This window comes from Hydrogenophaga sp. (assembly GCF_030373245.1).
GTDB lineage: Bacteria > Pseudomonadota > Gammaproteobacteria > Burkholderiales > Burkholderiaceae_C > Hydrogenophaga.
Map to the genome: position 1 here is coordinate 331,964 of NZ_JAUCZF010000003.1, position 17,812 is coordinate 349,775.

At 65.1% G+C, this 17,812-nt stretch carries 15 protein-coding genes and 1 tRNA gene; 8 read left to right on the plus strand and 8 right to left on the minus strand.

All coding sequences use genetic code 11. From position 1 onward, the window contains the following. Positions 1 to 18 precede the first annotated feature (18 nt). Positions 19 to 978 carry a tripartite tricarboxylate transporter substrate-binding protein gene (locus QUV25_RS09645; RefSeq protein WP_300863430.1) on the minus strand — a complete coding sequence of 320 codons (960 nt, stop codon included), beginning with the start codon at positions 976 to 978 and terminating at the stop codon, positions 19 to 21. 193 nt (positions 979 to 1,171) lie between these two features. Here QUV25_RS09645 and QUV25_RS09650 point away from each other — a divergent pair, with 193 nt between their 5' ends. The 3 genes from QUV25_RS09650 (at position 1,172) to QUV25_RS09660 (ending at position 3,793) form a co-directional block, all read left to right on the plus strand. After that, complete coding sequence (locus QUV25_RS09650; protein WP_300863431.1) at positions 1,172 to 1,864, plus strand: response regulator transcription factor; 693 nt, start codon at positions 1,172 to 1,174, stop codon at positions 1,862 to 1,864. Positions 1,865 to 1,952: 88 nt separating this feature from the next. Next, on the plus strand, positions 1,953 to 3,359 hold the full coding sequence (locus QUV25_RS09655; RefSeq protein ID WP_300863580.1) for a sensor histidine kinase: 1,407 nt from the start codon (positions 1,953 to 1,955) through the stop codon (positions 3,357 to 3,359). Then, positions 3,356 to 3,793, plus strand: coding sequence for an RNA-binding S4 domain-containing protein (locus tag QUV25_RS09660; RefSeq protein ID WP_300863432.1), 438 nt, complete (start codon positions 3,356 to 3,358; stop codon positions 3,791 to 3,793). The genes QUV25_RS09655 and QUV25_RS09660 overlap by 4 nt, the downstream gene beginning before the upstream one ends. Before the next feature lie 12 nt (positions 3,794 to 3,805). Here QUV25_RS09660 and QUV25_RS09665 read toward each other — a convergent pair whose 3' ends face one another. Beyond that, positions 3,806 to 4,720 carry a DMT family transporter gene (locus tag QUV25_RS09665; RefSeq protein WP_300863433.1) on the minus strand — a complete coding sequence of 305 codons (915 nt, stop codon included), beginning with the start codon at positions 4,718 to 4,720 and terminating at the stop codon, positions 3,806 to 3,808. 779 nt (positions 4,721 to 5,499) lie between these two features. On the opposite strand from QUV25_RS09665, the gene selD reads away from it, so the two are divergent. Further along, positions 5,500 to 7,782 carry a selenide, water dikinase SelD gene (gene selD, locus QUV25_RS09670; protein ID WP_300863434.1) on the plus strand — a complete coding sequence of 761 codons (2,283 nt, stop codon included), beginning with the start codon at positions 5,500 to 5,502 and terminating at the stop codon, positions 7,780 to 7,782. A gap of 538 nt (positions 7,783 to 8,320) precedes the next feature. Here selD and QUV25_RS09675 read toward each other — a convergent pair. The 6 genes from QUV25_RS09675 to cysS form a co-directional block, all read right to left on the minus strand. Continuing rightward, a tRNA-Ser gene (locus QUV25_RS09675) sits at positions 8,321 to 8,413 on the minus strand. 53 nt (positions 8,414 to 8,466) lie between these two features. Beyond that, a complete protein-coding gene (locus tag QUV25_RS09680; RefSeq protein WP_300863435.1) occupies positions 8,467 to 9,747 on the minus strand; it encodes an aspartate kinase in 1,281 nt (426 codons plus the stop codon). Between the two features lie 90 nt (positions 9,748 to 9,837). Next, complete coding sequence (tilS, locus tag QUV25_RS09685) at positions 9,838 to 10,776, minus strand: tRNA lysidine(34) synthetase TilS (protein ID WP_300863582.1); 939 nt, start codon at positions 10,774 to 10,776, stop codon at positions 9,838 to 9,840. A gap of 43 nt (positions 10,777 to 10,819) precedes the next feature. Beyond that, positions 10,820 to 11,809 (minus strand): acetyl-CoA carboxylase carboxyltransferase subunit alpha, encoded by a 990-nt coding sequence (locus QUV25_RS09690; protein WP_300863437.1) that lies wholly within the window; start codon positions 11,807 to 11,809, stop codon positions 10,820 to 10,822. 109 nt (positions 11,810 to 11,918) lie between these two features. Then, entirely contained in the window at positions 11,919 to 12,569 is a 651-nt protein-coding gene (locus QUV25_RS09695) for a DNA-3-methyladenine glycosylase 2 family protein (protein ID WP_300863438.1), read from the minus strand. Next, positions 12,569 to 13,945, minus strand: a complete 1,377-nt coding sequence (cysS, locus tag QUV25_RS09700) for a cysteine--tRNA ligase (RefSeq protein WP_300863439.1) — start codon at positions 13,943 to 13,945, stop codon at positions 12,569 to 12,571. Before cysS ends, QUV25_RS09695 begins: the two co-directional genes overlap by 1 nt. A gap of 239 nt (positions 13,946 to 14,184) precedes the next feature. On the opposite strand from cysS, the gene QUV25_RS09705 reads away from it, so the two are divergent. The 4 genes from QUV25_RS09705 to QUV25_RS09720 are packed head-to-tail and all read left to right on the plus strand — an operon-like array spanning position 14,185 to position 17,792. Further along, a complete protein-coding gene (locus tag QUV25_RS09705; protein WP_300863440.1) occupies positions 14,185 to 15,231 on the plus strand; it encodes a tetratricopeptide repeat protein in 1,047 nt (348 codons plus the stop codon). Beyond that, on the plus strand, positions 15,231 to 16,691 hold the full coding sequence (locus QUV25_RS09710; RefSeq protein WP_300863441.1) for a L,D-transpeptidase family protein: 1,461 nt from the start codon (positions 15,231 to 15,233) through the stop codon (positions 16,689 to 16,691). Before QUV25_RS09705 ends, QUV25_RS09710 begins: the two co-directional genes overlap by 1 nt. Continuing rightward, a complete protein-coding gene (locus tag QUV25_RS09715) occupies positions 16,691 to 17,281 on the plus strand; it encodes a peptidylprolyl isomerase (protein ID WP_300863442.1) in 591 nt (196 codons plus the stop codon). The genes QUV25_RS09710 and QUV25_RS09715 overlap by 1 nt, the downstream gene beginning before the upstream one ends. A gap of 4 nt (positions 17,282 to 17,285) precedes the next feature. Then, entirely contained in the window at positions 17,286 to 17,792 is a 507-nt protein-coding gene (locus QUV25_RS09720; RefSeq protein ID WP_300863443.1) for a peptidylprolyl isomerase, read from the plus strand. The last annotated feature ends 20 nt before the right edge of the window (positions 17,793 to 17,812 follow it).

The following is a 17,812-nucleotide window of genomic DNA, read 5'->3' on the forward strand; positions in this document are numbered from 1 at the left end:
GCCTGCGGCGGGACAAGGTCAGACCATGCCCGCGCGCACCATGGTCGCGCGAAGCGACGAGAAGTCGCGATCCACGAATTCGTCGAACGACTTGCCGGTGAGCAAAGCGGCGGTCCAGTTGTTCTTGGTCAGCGACTCGGTCCAGCTCGGGCTCTTGGTTGCGCGCACCACCAGCGCGGTCAGTGCATCGCGCTGAGCTGCCGAGATGCCTGCGGCGCCGAACACGCCGCGCCAGTTGCCGATCTCCACATTGATGCCCTGCTCTTTCAGCGTGGGGATGTTGATGCCTGGCAGCCGCTGCGCCGAGGTGACGGCGATGGCGCGCATCTTGCCGGATTCGATGTATTGCTGGAACTCGCTGTAACCGCTGCCGCCCACGGTGACGTTGCCACCCAGAATGGCTGCCGTGGCTTCGCCACCGCCCCGGAACGGCACGTAATTGATTTTGGAGGCCTGCACGCCCACCGCCTGCGCGATCTGCGCCGCCGCGATGTGCTCGGTGGAGCCGCGCGAGCCGCCGCCCCATTTCACGCTGCCCGGATCTTTCTTGAGCTGGTCCACCACGTCCTTCATCGACTTGAATGGGGAGTCGGCCGGCAGCACGAACACGTTGTACTCGGTGGTGAGACGCGCAATCGGGGTGAGTTGCGTCACCGAGACCGGCGGCTTGCCGGTGATGATGCCGCCCAACATGACGGCGCCCATGACCATCAGCGCGTTCGGATCGCCCTTGCTGGCGTTGTAGAACTGCGCCAGGCCAATCGCGCCCGCAGCGCCGCCCTTGTTCTCGAAGGTCACCGAAGACGCTGCACCGGCGTCCTGCAAGGCCTTGCCCAGCGCGCGGCCGGTGCTATCCCAGCCACCGCCCGGGTTGGCGGGGATCATCATCTTGAGGTTGCCGTTGGCCCAGGCCACGGAGGGCATGGCACCAGCAGCGGCCAGGGCGGCCAGAGATTTGAGGAAGGTGTCGCGACGCATGGCTGTCTCCTTGTGTTGAGGTCTGCGCCTGAATGATGCGTGCTGGCCCTGTCAAACAGCTGTCCGTGCGCTACGGACAAACCCTAGTGCTCCGACCTCCCCATGCTTCGCACCTGAGCGGACGGATGGACAAAGCATGGGCCGGGTTGCCACTGACCACGAAGCGTCCGGCGCTCACGATAATGACCACCGGATGAAACTGCTCCTCATCGAAGACAACCCCACCATGCAGGCCACGCTGCAGCGCAGCTTTGAGCGCCGGGGCATGCAGGTGCTGTCCTGTGGCGATGGCGCCAAGGCGCTGGCCGTGTGGCATGCCTGTCTGCCCGATGCGGTGCTGCTCGATCTCAGCCTGCCCGGTCGCGACGGGTTGCAGGTGCTGGGCGATGCGCGCGCCGCTGGCCTCACCACGCCTGTCATCATCCTCACGGCCCGCGGCACCGTGGGCGACCGCATCATCGGGCTGAACACCGGGGCCGACGACTACCTCCCCAAACCGTTCGATCTTGACGAACTGGAAGCGCGGGTTCGCGCCCTGGTTCGCCGGAGTGCCAGCGCCAACGAGGCTTCGCGCGACCCACTGGCCGTGTCGGTCGACTGGTGTGGTTTGCGGGTGGATCACGACAGCGGCGCCGTCTATGCAGAGGGTCTGCCGCTGGAACTGCCGCCGCGCGAGCTGGCTTTGCTGCGCGCCTTGCTGCAGCGACCTGGCCATGCGATCGCCAAGGAGCGCTTGTTCGAGGCCGTGTTTCCGGGCGACACCACAGCCCAGCCCGAGGCCATCGAAGTGGTCGCCTACAGGCTGCGCAAGAAGCTTGCCGACACAGGCGTGCAGCTCGTCACCCTGCGCGGACTGGGTTACCTGCTCAAGGCCGGTCCGGCATGAATCTCCACCCATCTGGCTGGACCGCCGCTTGACGCGCACCGACGCCCGCCCGCTGTCGCTGCGCCGAACGCTGCTGCTCGGCATTCTGATGCCGGTGCTGGGCTTTCTGCTGATCAACACGGCGGTCTTGTACCGCCAGGCGCTGATCGCCGCCGACACGGCCTACGACCGCACCCTTCTGGCGACTGCGAAGTCGCTGGGCGAACAGCTGCAGGTAGTGGGCACGGCGCAAGCGCCGCAGGTTCAGTCATCCCTGCTCTACTCGGCCCTCGAAGCGTTTGAGGCCGACAACCGCAGCCGGCTGTTTTACCGGGTGAACGGCTTTTCGGGCGACATGGTGTCCGGCTTCGAAGACCTCCCTGCGCCTCGCGCGAGCCTACCCGAGCAAAACATCTACGCCGCGCTGGTGCACTTCTACGACGAAGACTACCGCGGCACGCCGGTGCGCATGGCGGTGTTGCTGCAACCGGTGGCCGGCGCGGCGGGCCAGGGCATGGCGACCATCCAGGTGGCCGAAACCCTGGAACTGAGGCAGACACTGGCGCGCCAGATTCTGGTCGACACGCTGTGGCGCCAGGCGGCGCTGGTGCTGGTCATTGTGGGCGTTGTGGTGCTGGTGGTTCAGCGCGCCACCCAGCCGGTGCGAGCGCTGAGCCGGTCGCTTGCCGCGCGCAGCGAAAACGATTTGTCGCCGCTGCCCGTGGCCGACGCGCCTCGCGAACTGCTGCCGCTGGTGGAAGCGACCAACCAGCACATGGCGCGCTTGTCGCAACTGCTTGACCACCAGAAGCGTTTTGTGCGCGACACCTCGCACCAGCTGCGCACCCCGTTGGCCGTACTCAAGACCCAGCTGCAGTCGGCGCGCCGCGGCGACGTTGAGCCAGCGCAAGCGCTCGACGAGATCGCAAACACGGTGGAGCGTGCCACCGAGCTTGCCAACCAGATGCTGGCACTGGCCAAGGTCGAGCAGCTGCGAGAGGACCGCGACCCACCCGTGACCGACTGGGACGATGTGCTGCGCCAGGTGGCACTCGACCTGGCGCCCCTGATCGCAGAACGATCTCTCGATTTTTCGCTGGAGAGTCGGCCGGCTCCCGTGCATGCCCACCCCTGGGCGCTGCGAGAGCTCTGCCGCAACCTGGTGCACAACGCGATCAAGCACTCACCACCTGGTGCGCCACTGACGGTTGTGCTGCACGCTACCTCGGTCGAGGGCACGCTGACCGTGAGCGACAGCGGTCCCGGGGTATCGGCGGCCCTGCGCGATCGCCTGTTCCAGCCGTTTGCCACCGAAACTGGTGACAGCGCTTCGGGCAGCGTGGGACTGGGACTCACCATCTGCCACGGGATCGTGCAGTCGCTGGGGGGGCGCATTTCGCTGGACAACCGCCTCTCGCAAGGTCACACCAACGGCCTTGACGCCCGTGTGCAACTGCCCCTGGCACTCAACGCCCCTTCCACCCCACAGGCCAATCCATCCTCGACTCCGTCATGAACCCACCCGCCGCCACCGACAAGGTCCGCCTGGACAAATGGCTCTGGGCTGCGCGCTTTTACAAGACGCGCAGCCTGAGCACCGAGGCCATCGACAAGGGCCGCGTGCGGCTCAATGGCCAGCCCGCCAAGCCATCTCGCGACGTCAAACCCGGCGACCGTCTGGAGCTGCACACCGGCACCGTGGTGCGCACCGTGGTGGTCAAGGCACTGAGCAGCACACGTGGATCGGCCACGGTGGCCGCCGGCCTCTTTGAGGAAACGCCCGAATCCATTGCCGAGCGGCTGGTACTGGCCGAGCAACGCCGGCTGGCGCCAGAACCCGCACTCAGCCTGGTACAAGGGCGCCCCACCAAGCGCGATCGGCGCGACCTGCAAGGCCTGCGCGAACCCGGTGGCTGGAACGATCGCTGGAGCGCGTCAATCGACGACTGAACCGGTCAAGTCTCAATTGCGCCGTGTGCCCAGCCACATCACGGTGGCCACCACCAGCAGGCCACCGGCCACCTGCACCGGTGCAATCGTTTGCCCCAGCAGCAACCACGCCAACACCAGCGCAAAAATCGGCTCCACGTTCATGATGGCCGAGTTGCCCACCACGCCCAGGCGCGGCAACACGGTGAACATGATGGTGAACGCGGTGCCGTACAGCGCCGTCAGTCCGAGCAGTCCGACCCAGCCCAGCGGCGCCTGCGGCAGCTGAAAGCCGCCCTGGGTGGCCACCCCCAGCATTGCGAGCACGGCCACGATGGACAGTGTGGTGAAGGTGCGCCAGCGGCCGTCAATGTCGCCCGCCTCGTGCTGGGTCAGCACCAGCGCCAGGCCAAAGGTGGCCGCCGCCGCGAGGGCAAACGCAACGCCCACACCAATCTGTGCCCAGTGCGCCGAAGCCTGCAGACCAGAGGCGGCGCCGAACACATCGAGCGCCAGCGTCAGTCCCACCAGAATCACCGGCATGGCGCGCAACACTTGCGGTGCCGGCCGGTGCTGGTACAACACGCGCGCCCACAGCGCTGTCCACAGCGGGTAGGTGTTGAAGGCCAGCAAGGCCAGCGCCACCGGCAGGCGCGCAACCGAGGAATACAGGCACAGGCTTTGCACCGCCACCAGCACACCTATCGCCGGCAAAGCCCTGCGCTGCCGCGGCCCGATGCGCAGCGGAACGCGGTACATCCGAAGCAGCAGGCCCACCGCCAGCACGGTCGCACCGCTGCGAAACGCCACCGCCGTGGCCACATCCACGCCATGATCAAACGCCAGCCGCGCCGCCACGTGATTGGCTCCCATCATGAAAGCGATCAGCAGCAGGATGGCAAACGCGGTGCCGGTGAGCGGGGAAACGGAGCTTGTCTTGGGAGCCATCGCGCCATTGTCCATGTCGAAGCGCCGCAGTGGGTCACACGCGCAGCATGGCGATCCAGCTATTCGTCTTTCTCGGCGCCACCCGCGGCACCTGGGCTGCTTTAGCTGATGTCACACGGCCCAGCCAAGCCGTCCATCGACGCCCGGTTCGCCCAGCGAGATCCCAGCTGAGCGGCGCGTCTTAGGGCAACTATCACCCCGTTTCGTATCATGGGCATGGCCACCAGCCGGATTGGCGCCAAGCTGGTGCACTACCTGCCCAGGAAGCACACTTGCTGGCCACGCTAAAGCCTGGCGATGGCCTGCTGATCGAGGCCCAAAGCCGTTTCAGCACCGCCATCAGCCACCTCTCCCAGTCCCCCGGGCCCCTTGCGGCTCTCTGCGCGGGAACGGATGCCCTGACCAGCCGGGGCGTGCCGGCGCGCCATCTGCTCCACCCCGATCGCCCAGGCCATTCTGTCCGGGCACCACTCCACTCTTCCGCTGATCAGAATCATAGACCGCGACAGCCCGAACTGACTGACCTGCGCCGGCGAGTTCCTGCAGGTGCGCCACCACAGCGTATTGGCGCCGCGCGACCTCGGCGACTTTGGACTTTGATGAGTCGCCCCATTTTCAGCTGGTCAAATCGATCCTGGGCCTGCACTCTGACCTTCGCGCTCTGAGCTGGCATTCCGCGCCAGCTCTGAACACCCCCGCCTGAACGTCCCGCGTCCGCAGTGGGCACAATTCACCATCGCCACTGTCCTCCGCTGGGGTCCCGCCCCTCCCGACTCCTCATGCAATCTCCGGAACAACCCATCCTGCGCGACCTGGTCCTGGTGGGTGGCGGCCACAGCCACGTGGTCGTGCTGCGCATGCTGGCCATGCAGCCAGAACCGGGTCTTCGCATCACCCTGATCTGCACCGACATCGACACGCCCTACTCTGGCATGTTGCCGGGGTATATCTCGGGCCACTACCGTTTTGACGATGTGCACATCGACCTGGGCCGTCTGGCCTCGTTTGCCGGAGCGCGCTTCATCCACGGCAGAGTCAGCGGCCTGGACCGAGCCCAACAGCGCGTGATGGTGGAAGGTCGACCGTCGGTGCCGTACGACCTGCTGTCCATCAACACCGGCTCCACGCCGAATGTCCGGCAGGTCGATGGTGCACAAGCGCATGCTGTGCCCGTCAAGCCCATCGCCCAGTTCAATCAGCGCTGGCTGCGGCTGCTTGAGCGCGTGCGCGGGCTGCACCTGCCCTTGACCATAGCTGTCGTCGGGGGTGGAGCAGGTGGCGTTGAGCTGGTGTTGTCGATGCAGCACCGGTTGCGCCACGAGCTGCAGAAGCAAGGCCGCAGCCCCGACCTGCTTCGCTTAGTTCTGCTCACGGCGGGCGACACCATCCTGCCGACACACAACCCGTCGGTGCGCGCGCGCTTTGCCCGCGTGTTGCACACGCGTCGGATTGACGTACACCACCGCGCCGAGGTGTCGCAGGTCTTGCCCGGATGTCTTTTGACGAAAGACGGTCGCACATTCGACGCCGATGAGACCCTGTGGGTCACGCAGGCCAGTGGTCCCGAGTGGCTGCAACGAACCGGGCTGGCGCTGGACGCGCAGGGCTTTGTTCAAGTCACCGAGACACTGCAAACCGTCAGCGATCCGAAGATTTTTGCGGCGGGCGACGTGGCCTCTTTCGGCACGCGCCCGCTGGAGAAGGCGGGCGTATTCGCCGTTCGCATGGGTCCACCACTGGCAAAAAATCTGCGCTTGAGCCTGCGCGGCCAGCCGCTGGTGGCCTACACACCTCAACGCAGCTGGCTGGCGCTGATTTCCACGGGTGATCGCTACGCCGTGGCATCGCGTGGCGCCCTGGGTTTCGCGGGCGCCTGGGTCTGGACCTGGAAGGACTGGATCGATCGGCGCTTCATGCGCCAGTTCACCGAACTGCCCGCCATGGCGCCAGGCACCGCCGCGTCCGCCGCACTGACCAGCCTGGCGCTCAGCGCCGAAGAATCGCTCCAGGCGATTTCGGCCATCGCCATGCGATGCGGCGGCTGCGGCGCCAAGGTGGGAGCCAGCATCCTGAGCCGCGCACTGGGCAGCTTGCAGCCGGTGGAGCGCGACGACGTGCTGATCGGTCTGCACGCGCCGGACGACGCCGCCGTGGTGCGCGTGCCGCCGGGCAAGGCAATGGTGCACACCGTGGATTTTTTCCGCAGCTTCATCGACGACCCTTACCTGTTCGGCAAAGTCGCCGCCAACCATGCGCTGGGAGACATCTTCGCCATGGGTGCTGAGCCGCAGTCCGCTACCGCCGTCGCCACCGTGCCGCCGGGGCTGGAGGCCAAGGTGGAAGACTTGCTGTTGCAGATGATGACCGGCGCCGTCGAGGTACTCAACGCCGCCGGTTGCAGTCTGGTGGGCGGTCACACCGGCGAAGGCCGAGAGCTGGCTCTGGGCTTCGCCATCAACGGCCTAATCGATGAACAGATGACCGGCGTGATGCGCAAGGGTGGCATGCAACCGGGCGACGTGTTGCTGCTCACCAAACCGATTGGCACCGGCACCCTGTTCGCCGCCCATGCAAAACACGCAGCCAAAGGTCGGTGGATCGATGCGGCCCTGCAATCCATGGTCGTGTCCAACCAGGCCGGCGCGCAGATCCTGCGGGACCACGGCGCCACCGCCTGCACCGATCTCACTGGCTTCGGCCTGCTCGGGCATCTGGTGGAAATGACACGTCCCTCCGGCGTTGACGCCGAACTGCAGCTGAGCGCCCTGCCCCTGCTGGATGGTGCCGTAGAGTGCGTCCAGGCCGGCATCGTCAGCTCGCTGCAGCCAGCCAACGTGCGCCTGCGCCGCGCGCTGCGCAACGCCGAGACCTTTGTGGACGATCCGCGCTACCCCTTGCTTTTCGATCCGCAGACCGCCGGCGGTCTGCTGGCCAGCGTGCCATCTGAACGGGCCAGCGACTGCGTGGCGGCGCTGAAGTCGGCGGGCTACCCGCACACCGAGGTCATTGGCCGAATCAGCGGTGCTTCGGACGCGCTGGAACCCGTGGTGCTCAGGGCTTGACCTTGCGTTGCTGTGCGAGCGAGCGGGCCCATGTACAGGCACCGAATCGCCAAAGGTCCTGATGGGTGACGCCACGGTCAACCCACAGCTCAGCCCATGAAATGGGAAGTCCTGCTTGCACGATCCGGGCCATTGCGAAGCCGGGTACCTCGTGAACAAGAGAAGCAAGCCGTGCGGCCTTGGTGAGGCGAGCGAATTTTCTCGGACTCCCGGTTCAGGCTGCTTGATTGGCGCAGCCTGAGCATGTGTGCATGCGATCTCGCCATGCTGATGCGCAGCCCGCCTTTCTGGCTGCTTCACGCGCGAGGACCGGAACCAGCCCACTCGTCGCATGCTCGCGTCACCAACTCAGGATGGATGAGCAATAGGCAGACCCTGCACCTGGCGCAGTTCGCTCTCGCGAGAGAGGGGGAGCAGAAGGGAGGGCCGGCAGAAAAACCCGATGGAGCGCGCGGGACATCCAGACGCAAAAAAGCCCCGCACTGCGGGGCTTTCAGGGGGGCTTTGGAAATCCTGTGGGACATCCTGAACCCAATCTTGGCGGAGCGAGAGGGATTCGAACCCTCGATGAGGCTCTACACCCCATACTCCCTTAGCAGGGGAGCACCTTCGGCCACTCGGTCATCGCTCCATTAGCCCTGCATTATGCCTCAACTCCCCTCGCCTCTTCGCTGAGGCGATGACTCAGCCGGCAATGGTGTCGGTCGTCTGGTCGAGGTCGAACTCCCGGTGCAGGGCGCGCACCGCAAGCTCCATGTACTTCTCGTCAATCACGACCGAGGTCTTGATCTCGGAGGTGGAGATCATCTGGATGTTGATGCCCTCGTCGCTCAGACACTTGAACATGCGGCTGGCCACGCCCACGTGGCTGCGCATGCCGATGCCGACGATGCTGACCTTGCAGATGCGCGCGTCTCCCACCACATCAGCCGCACCCAGTTTGGGCAGCACCTTGTCCTTGAGCAGGTCCATCGCCTTCTGATAGTCGTTGCGATGCACCGTGAAGCTGAAGTCGGTCAGGCCACCCTTGCTCACGTTCTGGATGATCACATCGACTTCGATGTTGGCGTCGGCCACCGTACCGAGGATCTGGTAAGCAATGCCGGGGGTATCGGGCACGCCCAGCACAGCGATCTTGGCTTCATCGCGGTTGAACGCAATACCGGACACAACAGCTCGTTCCATGTCTTCCTCGTCTTCAAAAGTGATCAGGGTGCCGGAGGCGGCTTCTTCATTCAGGTCGATGTCCCAGGGCGTGAAGCTGGAGAGCACACGCAGCGGCACCTTGTACTTGCCGGCGAACTCCACCGATCGGATCTGCAGCACCTTGCTGCCCATGCTGGCCATCTCCAGCATTTCCTCAAAACTCACGCGCAGCAGCCGGCGCGCTTCCGGCACCACGCGCGGGTCGGTGGTATAGACGCCATCGACGTCGGTGTAGATCAGGCATTCGGCCGCCTTCAGCGCCGCTGCCACCGCCACCGCCGAGGTATCGCTGCCGCCGCGGCCCAGGGTTGTGATGTGGCCCTCGGGGTCAATGCCCTGAAAACCCGTCACGATGACCACGCGCCCGGCATCCAGCTCGGCGCGCACGCGGGCGTCGTCGATCGATTCGATGCGCGCCTTGGTGAACGCGCTGTTGGTTTTGATCGGTACCTGCCAGCCGGCGTAGCTCACCGCTTCCAGACCCTCGGCCTGCAGCGCGATCGCCAACAGTGCGGAAGAAGCCTGTTCACCAGTGGCGGCCAGCATGTCAAGCTCGCGCCCATAGGCGCTGCCAGTACTCGACGGTGCAAGCTCCTTCGCCAGTCCCAGCAACCGGTTGGTCTCCCCGCTCATGGCGCTGGGCACCACCACCATCTGATGCCCGGCGCGGTGCCATTTGGCGACGCGACGCGCCACATTGCGGATGCGTTCGGTCGACCCCATGGAGGTGCCGCCGTACTTGTGAACGATCAAGGCCATCGGAAGAAAAAAGGTTGTTTCAGAACGCCGGGCAGAGCCTAAGGGCTCCATCTGGACCAGGCGACCCGGCGGGCCGCGAGCAACCGGAAATTATATCGGGGGGGCAAAGTGCAACCGCTCACCCAGCCGGCTCACCATCCCGTGTGCCGCCTTGATCTGGATCCGATGCCCCCGCGTGCGGCAGTCAGCAATCTGGTCCAGCAGTTCGTCGAGCTGTGCGGCGCTGGGCGCGGCATTGGCGCTTTGCCGAAGCCAGCGCCGCAGCGCATTGCCCTGGCGATCCCGGCTCAGCGTCTGCAGCGCTGCGATCGCCGGCGGCTGGCCAGTTCGTGCCAGATCAAGCTCCGCCAGTTCATCCAACAGCCGCTGTGCCTGTGCGGCATGGCGTGCGCTGCGGGCCAGCTGTGTTTCGAAGCCGGGAAAGCACGCAGCCCAGGCGGGCAGCAACTCCGCACGGATGCGGTTGCGCGTGAAGCGCGGATCTGCGTTGGTCGGGTCGTCGAGAAAGGTCTGGCCTGTGGCCTGCAACGCGTCGCGCAGCTCGGCCGCGCGAACCGACAGCAGCGGACGCCCAAAGGCCACCCCCTCGCGCTCGAACACCTCGCCCATGGCCGCCAGACCCGGCAAGCCGGCGCCCCGGCTGAGCGCCAGCATGAGGGTTTCGGCCTGGTCATCGGCGTGGTGACCGAGCAGCACCCAGGAAACCTTGCCGGCTTTCGCCATCGAAGCCAGCTCGCGGTAACGCGCCTGGCGCGCCGCATCTTCTGGGCTCTGGCCCGGCTGCGCGCGGGCATCCACTCGCCGCACCTCGATCGGCAGGCCCAGTTGCTGGCCTGCGACGCGTGCCTGCGCCTCAAACGCGTCGGCGGCGGCTTGCAGCCCGTGGTGTACGTGCAGCCCGATCACGTGACCGGGCCAGCGCTGGTGTGCGGCCAGCAGCAAGGCCGTGGAATCGGCGCCAGCGCTGAACGCCACCGCCACCGGTCCCGGCGGCGCAGAAGCGGCGTGGCGTTCGCACCACCGATCCAGCGCGCGAGCCGCGGGATGGGCTGGCGCGAAGGCGGCGCTCACCTCAACGCTTGTCCGCTTTGCTGTCGGCCTTCGTGTCGTTGAAGCGGCCGTAGCTGTTGATGCGGGCGTAGCGCCGCTCCAGCAATTCCTTGGTCTTAAGATCGGCCACCTGGCGCCAAGCGTCGCCCAGCGCGCGCTTCAGGAAAGCCGCCATCTGCTTGTGATCGCGCTGCGCGCCGCCCACAGGCTCGTTGACGATCTTGTCCACCAAGCCCAGCGCTTTGAGGCGGTGTGCCGTGATGCCCAGGGCATCGGCCGCGTCGCTGGCGCGGTCGCTGGTTTTCCAGAGAATGGACGCACAGCCCTCGGGGCTGATCACCGAATACACCGAGTACTGCAGCATCAGCACCTGATCGGCCACCGAGATGGCCAGTGCACCGCCCGAGCCACCCTCACCGATGATGGTGGAGATGATGGGCACTTCGAGCTGTGCCATCTCAAAGATGTTGCGCCCGATCGCCTCGGACTGGCCGCGCTCCTCGGCGTCAATGCCAGGATAGGCGCCCGGCGTGTCCACAAACGTGAACACCGGCAGGCCAAATTTTTCTGCCAGTTTCATCAGCCTCAAGGCTTTGCGGTAGCCCTCGGGCTTGGTCATGCCGAAGTTGCGCAGACCGCGCTCCTTGGTGTCTCGCCCCTTCTGGTGACCCAGCACCATGCAGGGCTGGCCGTTGAAACGCGCCAGACCACCGACGATGCTCAGGTCGTCGGCAAAATGCCGATCACCGTGCAACTCCTGGAAATGGGTGAAGCACTCGCGCACATAGTCCAGCGTGTAGGGCCGGTCGGCGTGGCGCGCGATCTTGGTGATCTGCCACGGCGTGAGGTTGCTGTAGATGTCTTTGGTGAGCTGCAGGCTCTTGCCAGCGAGCTGCTCGATTTCTTCGGAGATGTCGACCGCCGACTCGGTCTGCACGTATCGCAGCTCTTCGATTTTGCCCTCCAGCTCGGCAATGGGCTGCTCGAAATCGAGAAAATTCTTTTTGGCCAAGGTTAGGCTCCTGTGGTCTGGTGGCGACCCGCTGGCGGCACACGCGCTGGAGGCTCCGAGGGTCTAGGTCCTGGTCGCCCAGGACTTCTTCAACGACGTCTTTTTCGGTTCAATACGACACGGGAGTGGGGTCCAGCGAGCGCCAAATATACCAAGTCGCCACGCTGGCGTAAGGTGCCCAGGAAGCGGCCACCTCGCGGATCTCGCTGCGGCTCACCGGCTCGCCAGAAAAATAGCAGCGACTGATACCGTTTTGCAGTCCCACATCGTCCAGCGGCAGCACATTGGGTCGCATCAGGTGAAAGATGAGGAACATCTCTGCGGTCCAGCGACCGATGCCGCGGATGGCGATCAGCTCGGCAATGATGGCTTCGTCATCCATCTCGCCCCAAGCATCCACATGCACCTGGTTGTTGGCGAAATGCAAGGCGAGGTCGACCAGGTACTCCACCTTGCGCGCCGACAGGCCCGCCGCGCGCATGTCATCGACCTTGAGCTTGAGCACCTGTGCAGGCACCAGCTTGCGCGGCAAGACCTGGAAACGGTCCCAGACCGATTGCGCCGCTTTCACCGAAATCTGTTGTCCGACGATGCTGCGCGCCAGCGTGACGAAAGCGTCCCCCCGCGACTCCAGGCACACACCTTCGTGCTTCGGGATGAGTTTTTTCATGACGCGGTCGCGCTTCATGAGGTGCTTGCAGGCGTCGGCCCAGTAGGCGGGCGCATTCAGTCCGAAGTCCAGCGATGAGGCGGTCACCATCAGGCACGCTCCCAGGTGGTGCCGCTCGGGCTGTCTTTGAGCACCACGCCTTGCGCCAGCAGGGCCTGGCGGATGCGATCGGCTTCCGCGAAGTTCTTCTGCACCTTGGCAGCTGCGCGCGCAGCGATCTGCAAAGCGATAGCCGACTCGTCCAGACCCGTACCGCCTTGCAGGTAGGCCACCGGATCGCTTTGCAGAAGACCCAGGGTGGCGCCAAGCGTGCGCAGCAGACCAGACAAAGCCGCATCTTTTTCGCGATTGACCTCGCTGGCCAGCTCAAACAGCACTGCAACCGCGTCGGGCGTACCGAAGTCTTCGTCCATCGCCGCACCAAAGCGCTGTGCAAACGGGTTCGACCAGTCGATCGCGTCGAGCGGCGCGGGTGGCACCGAAGCCAGCGCCGTGTACAGCCGCTTGAGCGCGCCGCGCGCGTCGTCCAGGTGGGCGTCGCTGTAGTTGAGCGGGCTGCGGTAGTGGGTGCGCACCATGAAGAACCGCAGCGTTTCTGCGTCGTACTGCTGCAAAACTTCACGGATGGTGAAAAAATTGCCCAGGCTCTTGGACATCTTTTCGTTGTCCACGCGCACGAAGCCGTTGTGCACCCAGAAACGCGCCAGCGGCTGGCCATTGGCCCCTTCCGATTGCGCGATCTCGTTTTCGTGGTGCGGAAACTGCAGGTCAGCGCCGCCACCGTGGATGTCGAAGGTTTCGCCCAGCAGTGAGCCACACATGGCCGAGCATTCGATATGCCAGCCCGGGCGGCCCGGGCCGTAATCGCTGGGCCACTGCGCCTCCGCCGGCTCGTCGGGTTTGGCGGCCTTCCAGAGCACGAAGTCCAGCGGGTCGAGTTTGTCGCTGTCCACCGCCACGCGCTCGCCCGCGCGCAGATCGTCGAGCGACTTGCCCGACAGCTTGCCGTAGCCGGGGAACTTGCGCACCGCAAAATTCACGTCGCCGCCTTCAGCCCGATACGCCAGGCCTCTGGCCTCAAGCCGGTCAATCAGGCCCAGCATCTGCGGCACGTATTCGGTGGCCCGCGGCTCCAGCGTCGGCGGCTCGATCCCCAGGGCAGCGATGTCCTGGTGCATGGCGGCGGTCATTTCCTCGGTCAAGGCCCGCAGGCTGATGCCCCGCTCCAGCGCCCGACGGATGATCTTGTCGTCGATGTCGGTGATGTTGCGAACGTAGGTCACCCGGTAACCCCTGACCTTGAGCCAGCGCTGCACGATGTCAAACGCCATCATCATGCGCGCGTGGCCGATGTGGCAAAGGTCGTAGATCGTCATGCCGCACACGTACATGCGCACATGGCCGGGTTCCAGCGGCTCAAAAGGCTCCAGGCGCCTCGTCAGGGTGTTGTGGATTCGAAGGGTCATGACAGGTGGAGATCCGATGCCGGATCTGGGGAGCGAAGCCGGCGCCAGCGCCGCCGGGCGGGCGAGCGGCCCGGGCCGTGGCTGTCGGGGGAATCGCCCGGTGGGCCCGGACCCCTCAGATACAATGCCGCAGTATAGCCAGCACGATGGCAGACTGGGCTTCGGCCCGAGGTCTGTGTCGAGCGAAAAACAGCCTGTTGCCAGGCGCCCATGTGGCTCAGCCCGACGTTTGAGGTCCTATGTTGCAACCGACATCCATCCTGCACCCATCCAGCCAGGGCTTCCGCTCTTTCATGCCCCGCCTGCGTCAGCTCGCGCTGAGCGTCGCGGTGTGCACTGCGCTGGGCAGCACGGCCGCTTTTGCTCAAGCCGACGAATACGCCGAAGTCAACCGCCTGGTGCGCGCCGGTCAGCTCAATGAAGCGCTGGGCAAAGTCGACCAATATCTGAGCACCAAGCCCCGTGACCCGCAGATGCGCTTCCTCAAGGGCGTGATCCAGACCGAAAGCGGCAAGCCGGCCGATGCGATCGCCACCTTTTCGAAACTGACGGAAGATTTTCCCGAGCTGCCCGAGCCCTACAACAATCTCGCCGTGCTGTACGCGGGCCAGAGCCAGTTCGACAAGGCGCGCGCGGCGCTGGAAATGGCGATCCGGACCAACCCGAGCTACGCCACCGCGCACGAAAACCTGGGTGACGTCTACGCCAAGCTGGCCAGCCAGGCTTACAGCAAAGCCCTGCAGCTCGACACCGCCAACACCGCGGTGGCACCCAAACTGAGCCTGATCCGCAACATTTTCAGCAACGGTACTCAGGGCACTGCCGTGGCGGCGGCTGCCACCCCCGCCGCCGCCACGGCAGTGCCAGCCGTCAAACCGGCTGTACCAGTGGCTGCGGCACCAGCAACTCCAGCCCCGGCACCCGCGCCAGCTGCCAGCAGTGGCAACGCGCAGGCGGACGTACAGGCTGCCGTGGCCGCCTGGGCCAAAGCTTGGTCGAGCAAGAACATCAGCGCCTACCTCGGCGCCTACGCACCGAACTTCACGCCCGCCGGTGGTCAAAGCCGCAGCGGCTGGGAGGCCGATCGCAAGGCCCGCATCGTGCCACGCAACCGCATCGAAGTCGAAGTGAGCGATCTCAATGTGGACGTCGACGGTGACCTTGCCACAGCCCGGTTCCTGCAAGCCTACAGCTCGGACAACCTGAATGTGTCCAGCCGCAAGACCCTCAATTTCGTGCGCAATGGCGGACGCTGGCTGATCGTGCGGGAAGCCACCGGCTCCTGATGCTTGGACGACGTTTCTTTCAGCGGGGGCACGCCGGCGTTGCCACCGCATCGCTGACCCCGGAACCAGCCAATCTGCAGCGGCTGGCGCCCTGGGGTTTGGTCGCGGTGCTCATGGGCGCTGGCGCGCTGGCGGTCAACGCCTGGCTGGCGCCTGACGCCGAGCACGATGTCGCCCCTTCGGCAGCAGCGATCACCACCGAAGCGCCCTCCTTGCTCACCAGCGCCATGGCCAAGATCCAAGGCGATCCTACCCCCTCGGTGTCGGGACTGGTACCGCAACCCATTTCTGACGATGCGCTGGCGCAGACCCTGCCCAAGTTGGGGCGTGCAGAGGCGAGGCTGATCGGCGTGTACCACCTGATCGGCCAGGCAAGACCGCGCGAAGCGTTGCGCGAAGCCGAAGCCCTGGTACGCGACCATCCCAATTTCCAACTGGCGCAGCTCGTGCTGGGCGACCTGTTGACCATGCAGACCCGCCCGGTCGGCCAGCTCGGCGATGTCGCCGACACCAAAGCCCTGGCGGCAGGCGAGCAACTCAAGGAGTTGCGCGAGCAGTCGCGCCGCCGCCTGATGGCCCTCACCGAGCGACCACCCGAGGGCAGCGTGCCGACTCAGTTCCTGACTCTCGCCACCCAGAGCCGGCACGCGATCGCGGTCGATGCGTCGCGCTCCCGCCTGTACCTGTTCGAGAACACGAAGGCCTCGAACAGCGGTGAAGGCACGAAGCCGGGAAGCCGCATGAAGCTGGTGGCTGACTACTACATCTCGGTTGGCCTCTCGGGCGTCGACAAGCTGATCGAAGGCGATTTGCGCACGCCCTTGGGCGTGTACTACATCACCAGTAGCCTGGACCCCAACAAGCTGCCCGACCTCTATGGTGCCGGGGCCCTGCCGATCAACTACCCCAATGCCCTTGACCTGAAGCGCGGCAAGACTGGGAGCGGGATCTGGCTGCATGGCTCGCCGTCCGAGCAGTTCGCACGCCCACCCCAGGCCTCCGAGGGCTGCGTGGTGCTGTCCAACCCCGATCTGCAAAGCCTGCTGGCCAAGGTCAGCATCCGCACGACACCGGTGGTGATCGCCTCCGAGCTGCACTGGGTGCAGCCCGAAGCACTGGACCTGGACCGCCAGCAGTTCCAGGAATCGCTCGAGGCCTGGCGCTCGCTCAAGAGCGCTGGCGATCTCGAGCAGCTCAAAGCCCTGTACTCCGACCGTTTCACCATTCAGGGCCAGAAGCTGGCCGACTGGTGGCCGCGTGTCGAGAGCGAGATCAAGTCCAAGGGCTCACGCGAGCTGCAGATCAAGGATCTGTCCGTGCTGCAATGGCGCGATCAGGATCAAACCATGGTGGTCACCTTTGGCGAAGTGGCCGAAGGCGCACGACGCGGTACGACCAAGCGCCAGTACTGGATCCGCGAAGACGCACAATGGAAAATTTTCTACGAAGGACCCGTGTGATGCATGCTTTTTCCTGGTCTCGGCGCTTCATCCTGACCGCTGTCAGCGCCCTGTTCGCGCTTGGTCTGCCACTGGCGGCTCAGGCCAGCGGCGAAGTCGCCAAAGTCAGGCTGGCTACCTCAGCCGGCGACATCGTGCTCGAGCTGTATCCCGACAAGGCACCAAAATCGGTCGAGAATTTCCTGCAGTACGTGCGCGACAAGCACTACGACGGCACGGTGTTTCACCGGGTGATCGACGGCTTCATGATCCAGGGAGGCGGCTTCAATGCAGACCTGCAGCAAAAGCCCACCCGCGCGCCGATCCCGCTGGAAGCCAGCAACGGCCTGAAGAACGACCGTGGCACCATCGCCATGGCACGCACACCCAACCCCAACTCAGCCACTGCCCAGTTCTTCATCAACCTGGTGAACAACAGCGCGCTCAACGCCCCGAGTCCCGACGGACACGGCTACGCGGTGTTCGGCAAGGTCACCAGCGGCATGGACGTGGTCGACAAGATCAGGGCCGTCGCGGTGGGCAACCAGGGGCCGCACCAGAACGTGCCCAAGACACCTGTCACCATCCTCAAAGCCACACTGGAGAAATGAACCCATGGCCAATCCGAAAGTAGAACTGCACATCGCCGGCCACGGCGTCATCACCATCGAACTCGACGCCGACAAGGCGCCGCTATCGACCGCCAACTTCCTCGCCTATGTGAGCAAGGGTCACTACGACAACACGGTGTTCCACCGCGTCATCCCTGGTTTCATGGTGCAAGGCGGCGGCTTTGAGCCCGGCATGACGCAAAAGCCCACCGACGCACCGATCAACAACGAAGCCAACAACGGCCTGAAGAACGACCTGTACACCGTGGCCATGGCGCGCACCAGCGACCCGCACTCGGCCAGCGCCCAGTTCTTCATCAACGTGTCCAACAACGGCTTCCTCAACCACACTGCACCCAGCTCACAGGGCTGGGGCTATGCCGTGTTCGGCAAGGTGGTCGGCGGCACCGACATCGTGAAGAAGATCGAAGGCGTCCCGACCGGGCGCAAAGGTTTTCATGACGACGTGCCCAAGGACGACGTGGTGATCGAAAAGGCTGTGGCCATTTGACGGTGCGGGGCGTTGCCCCT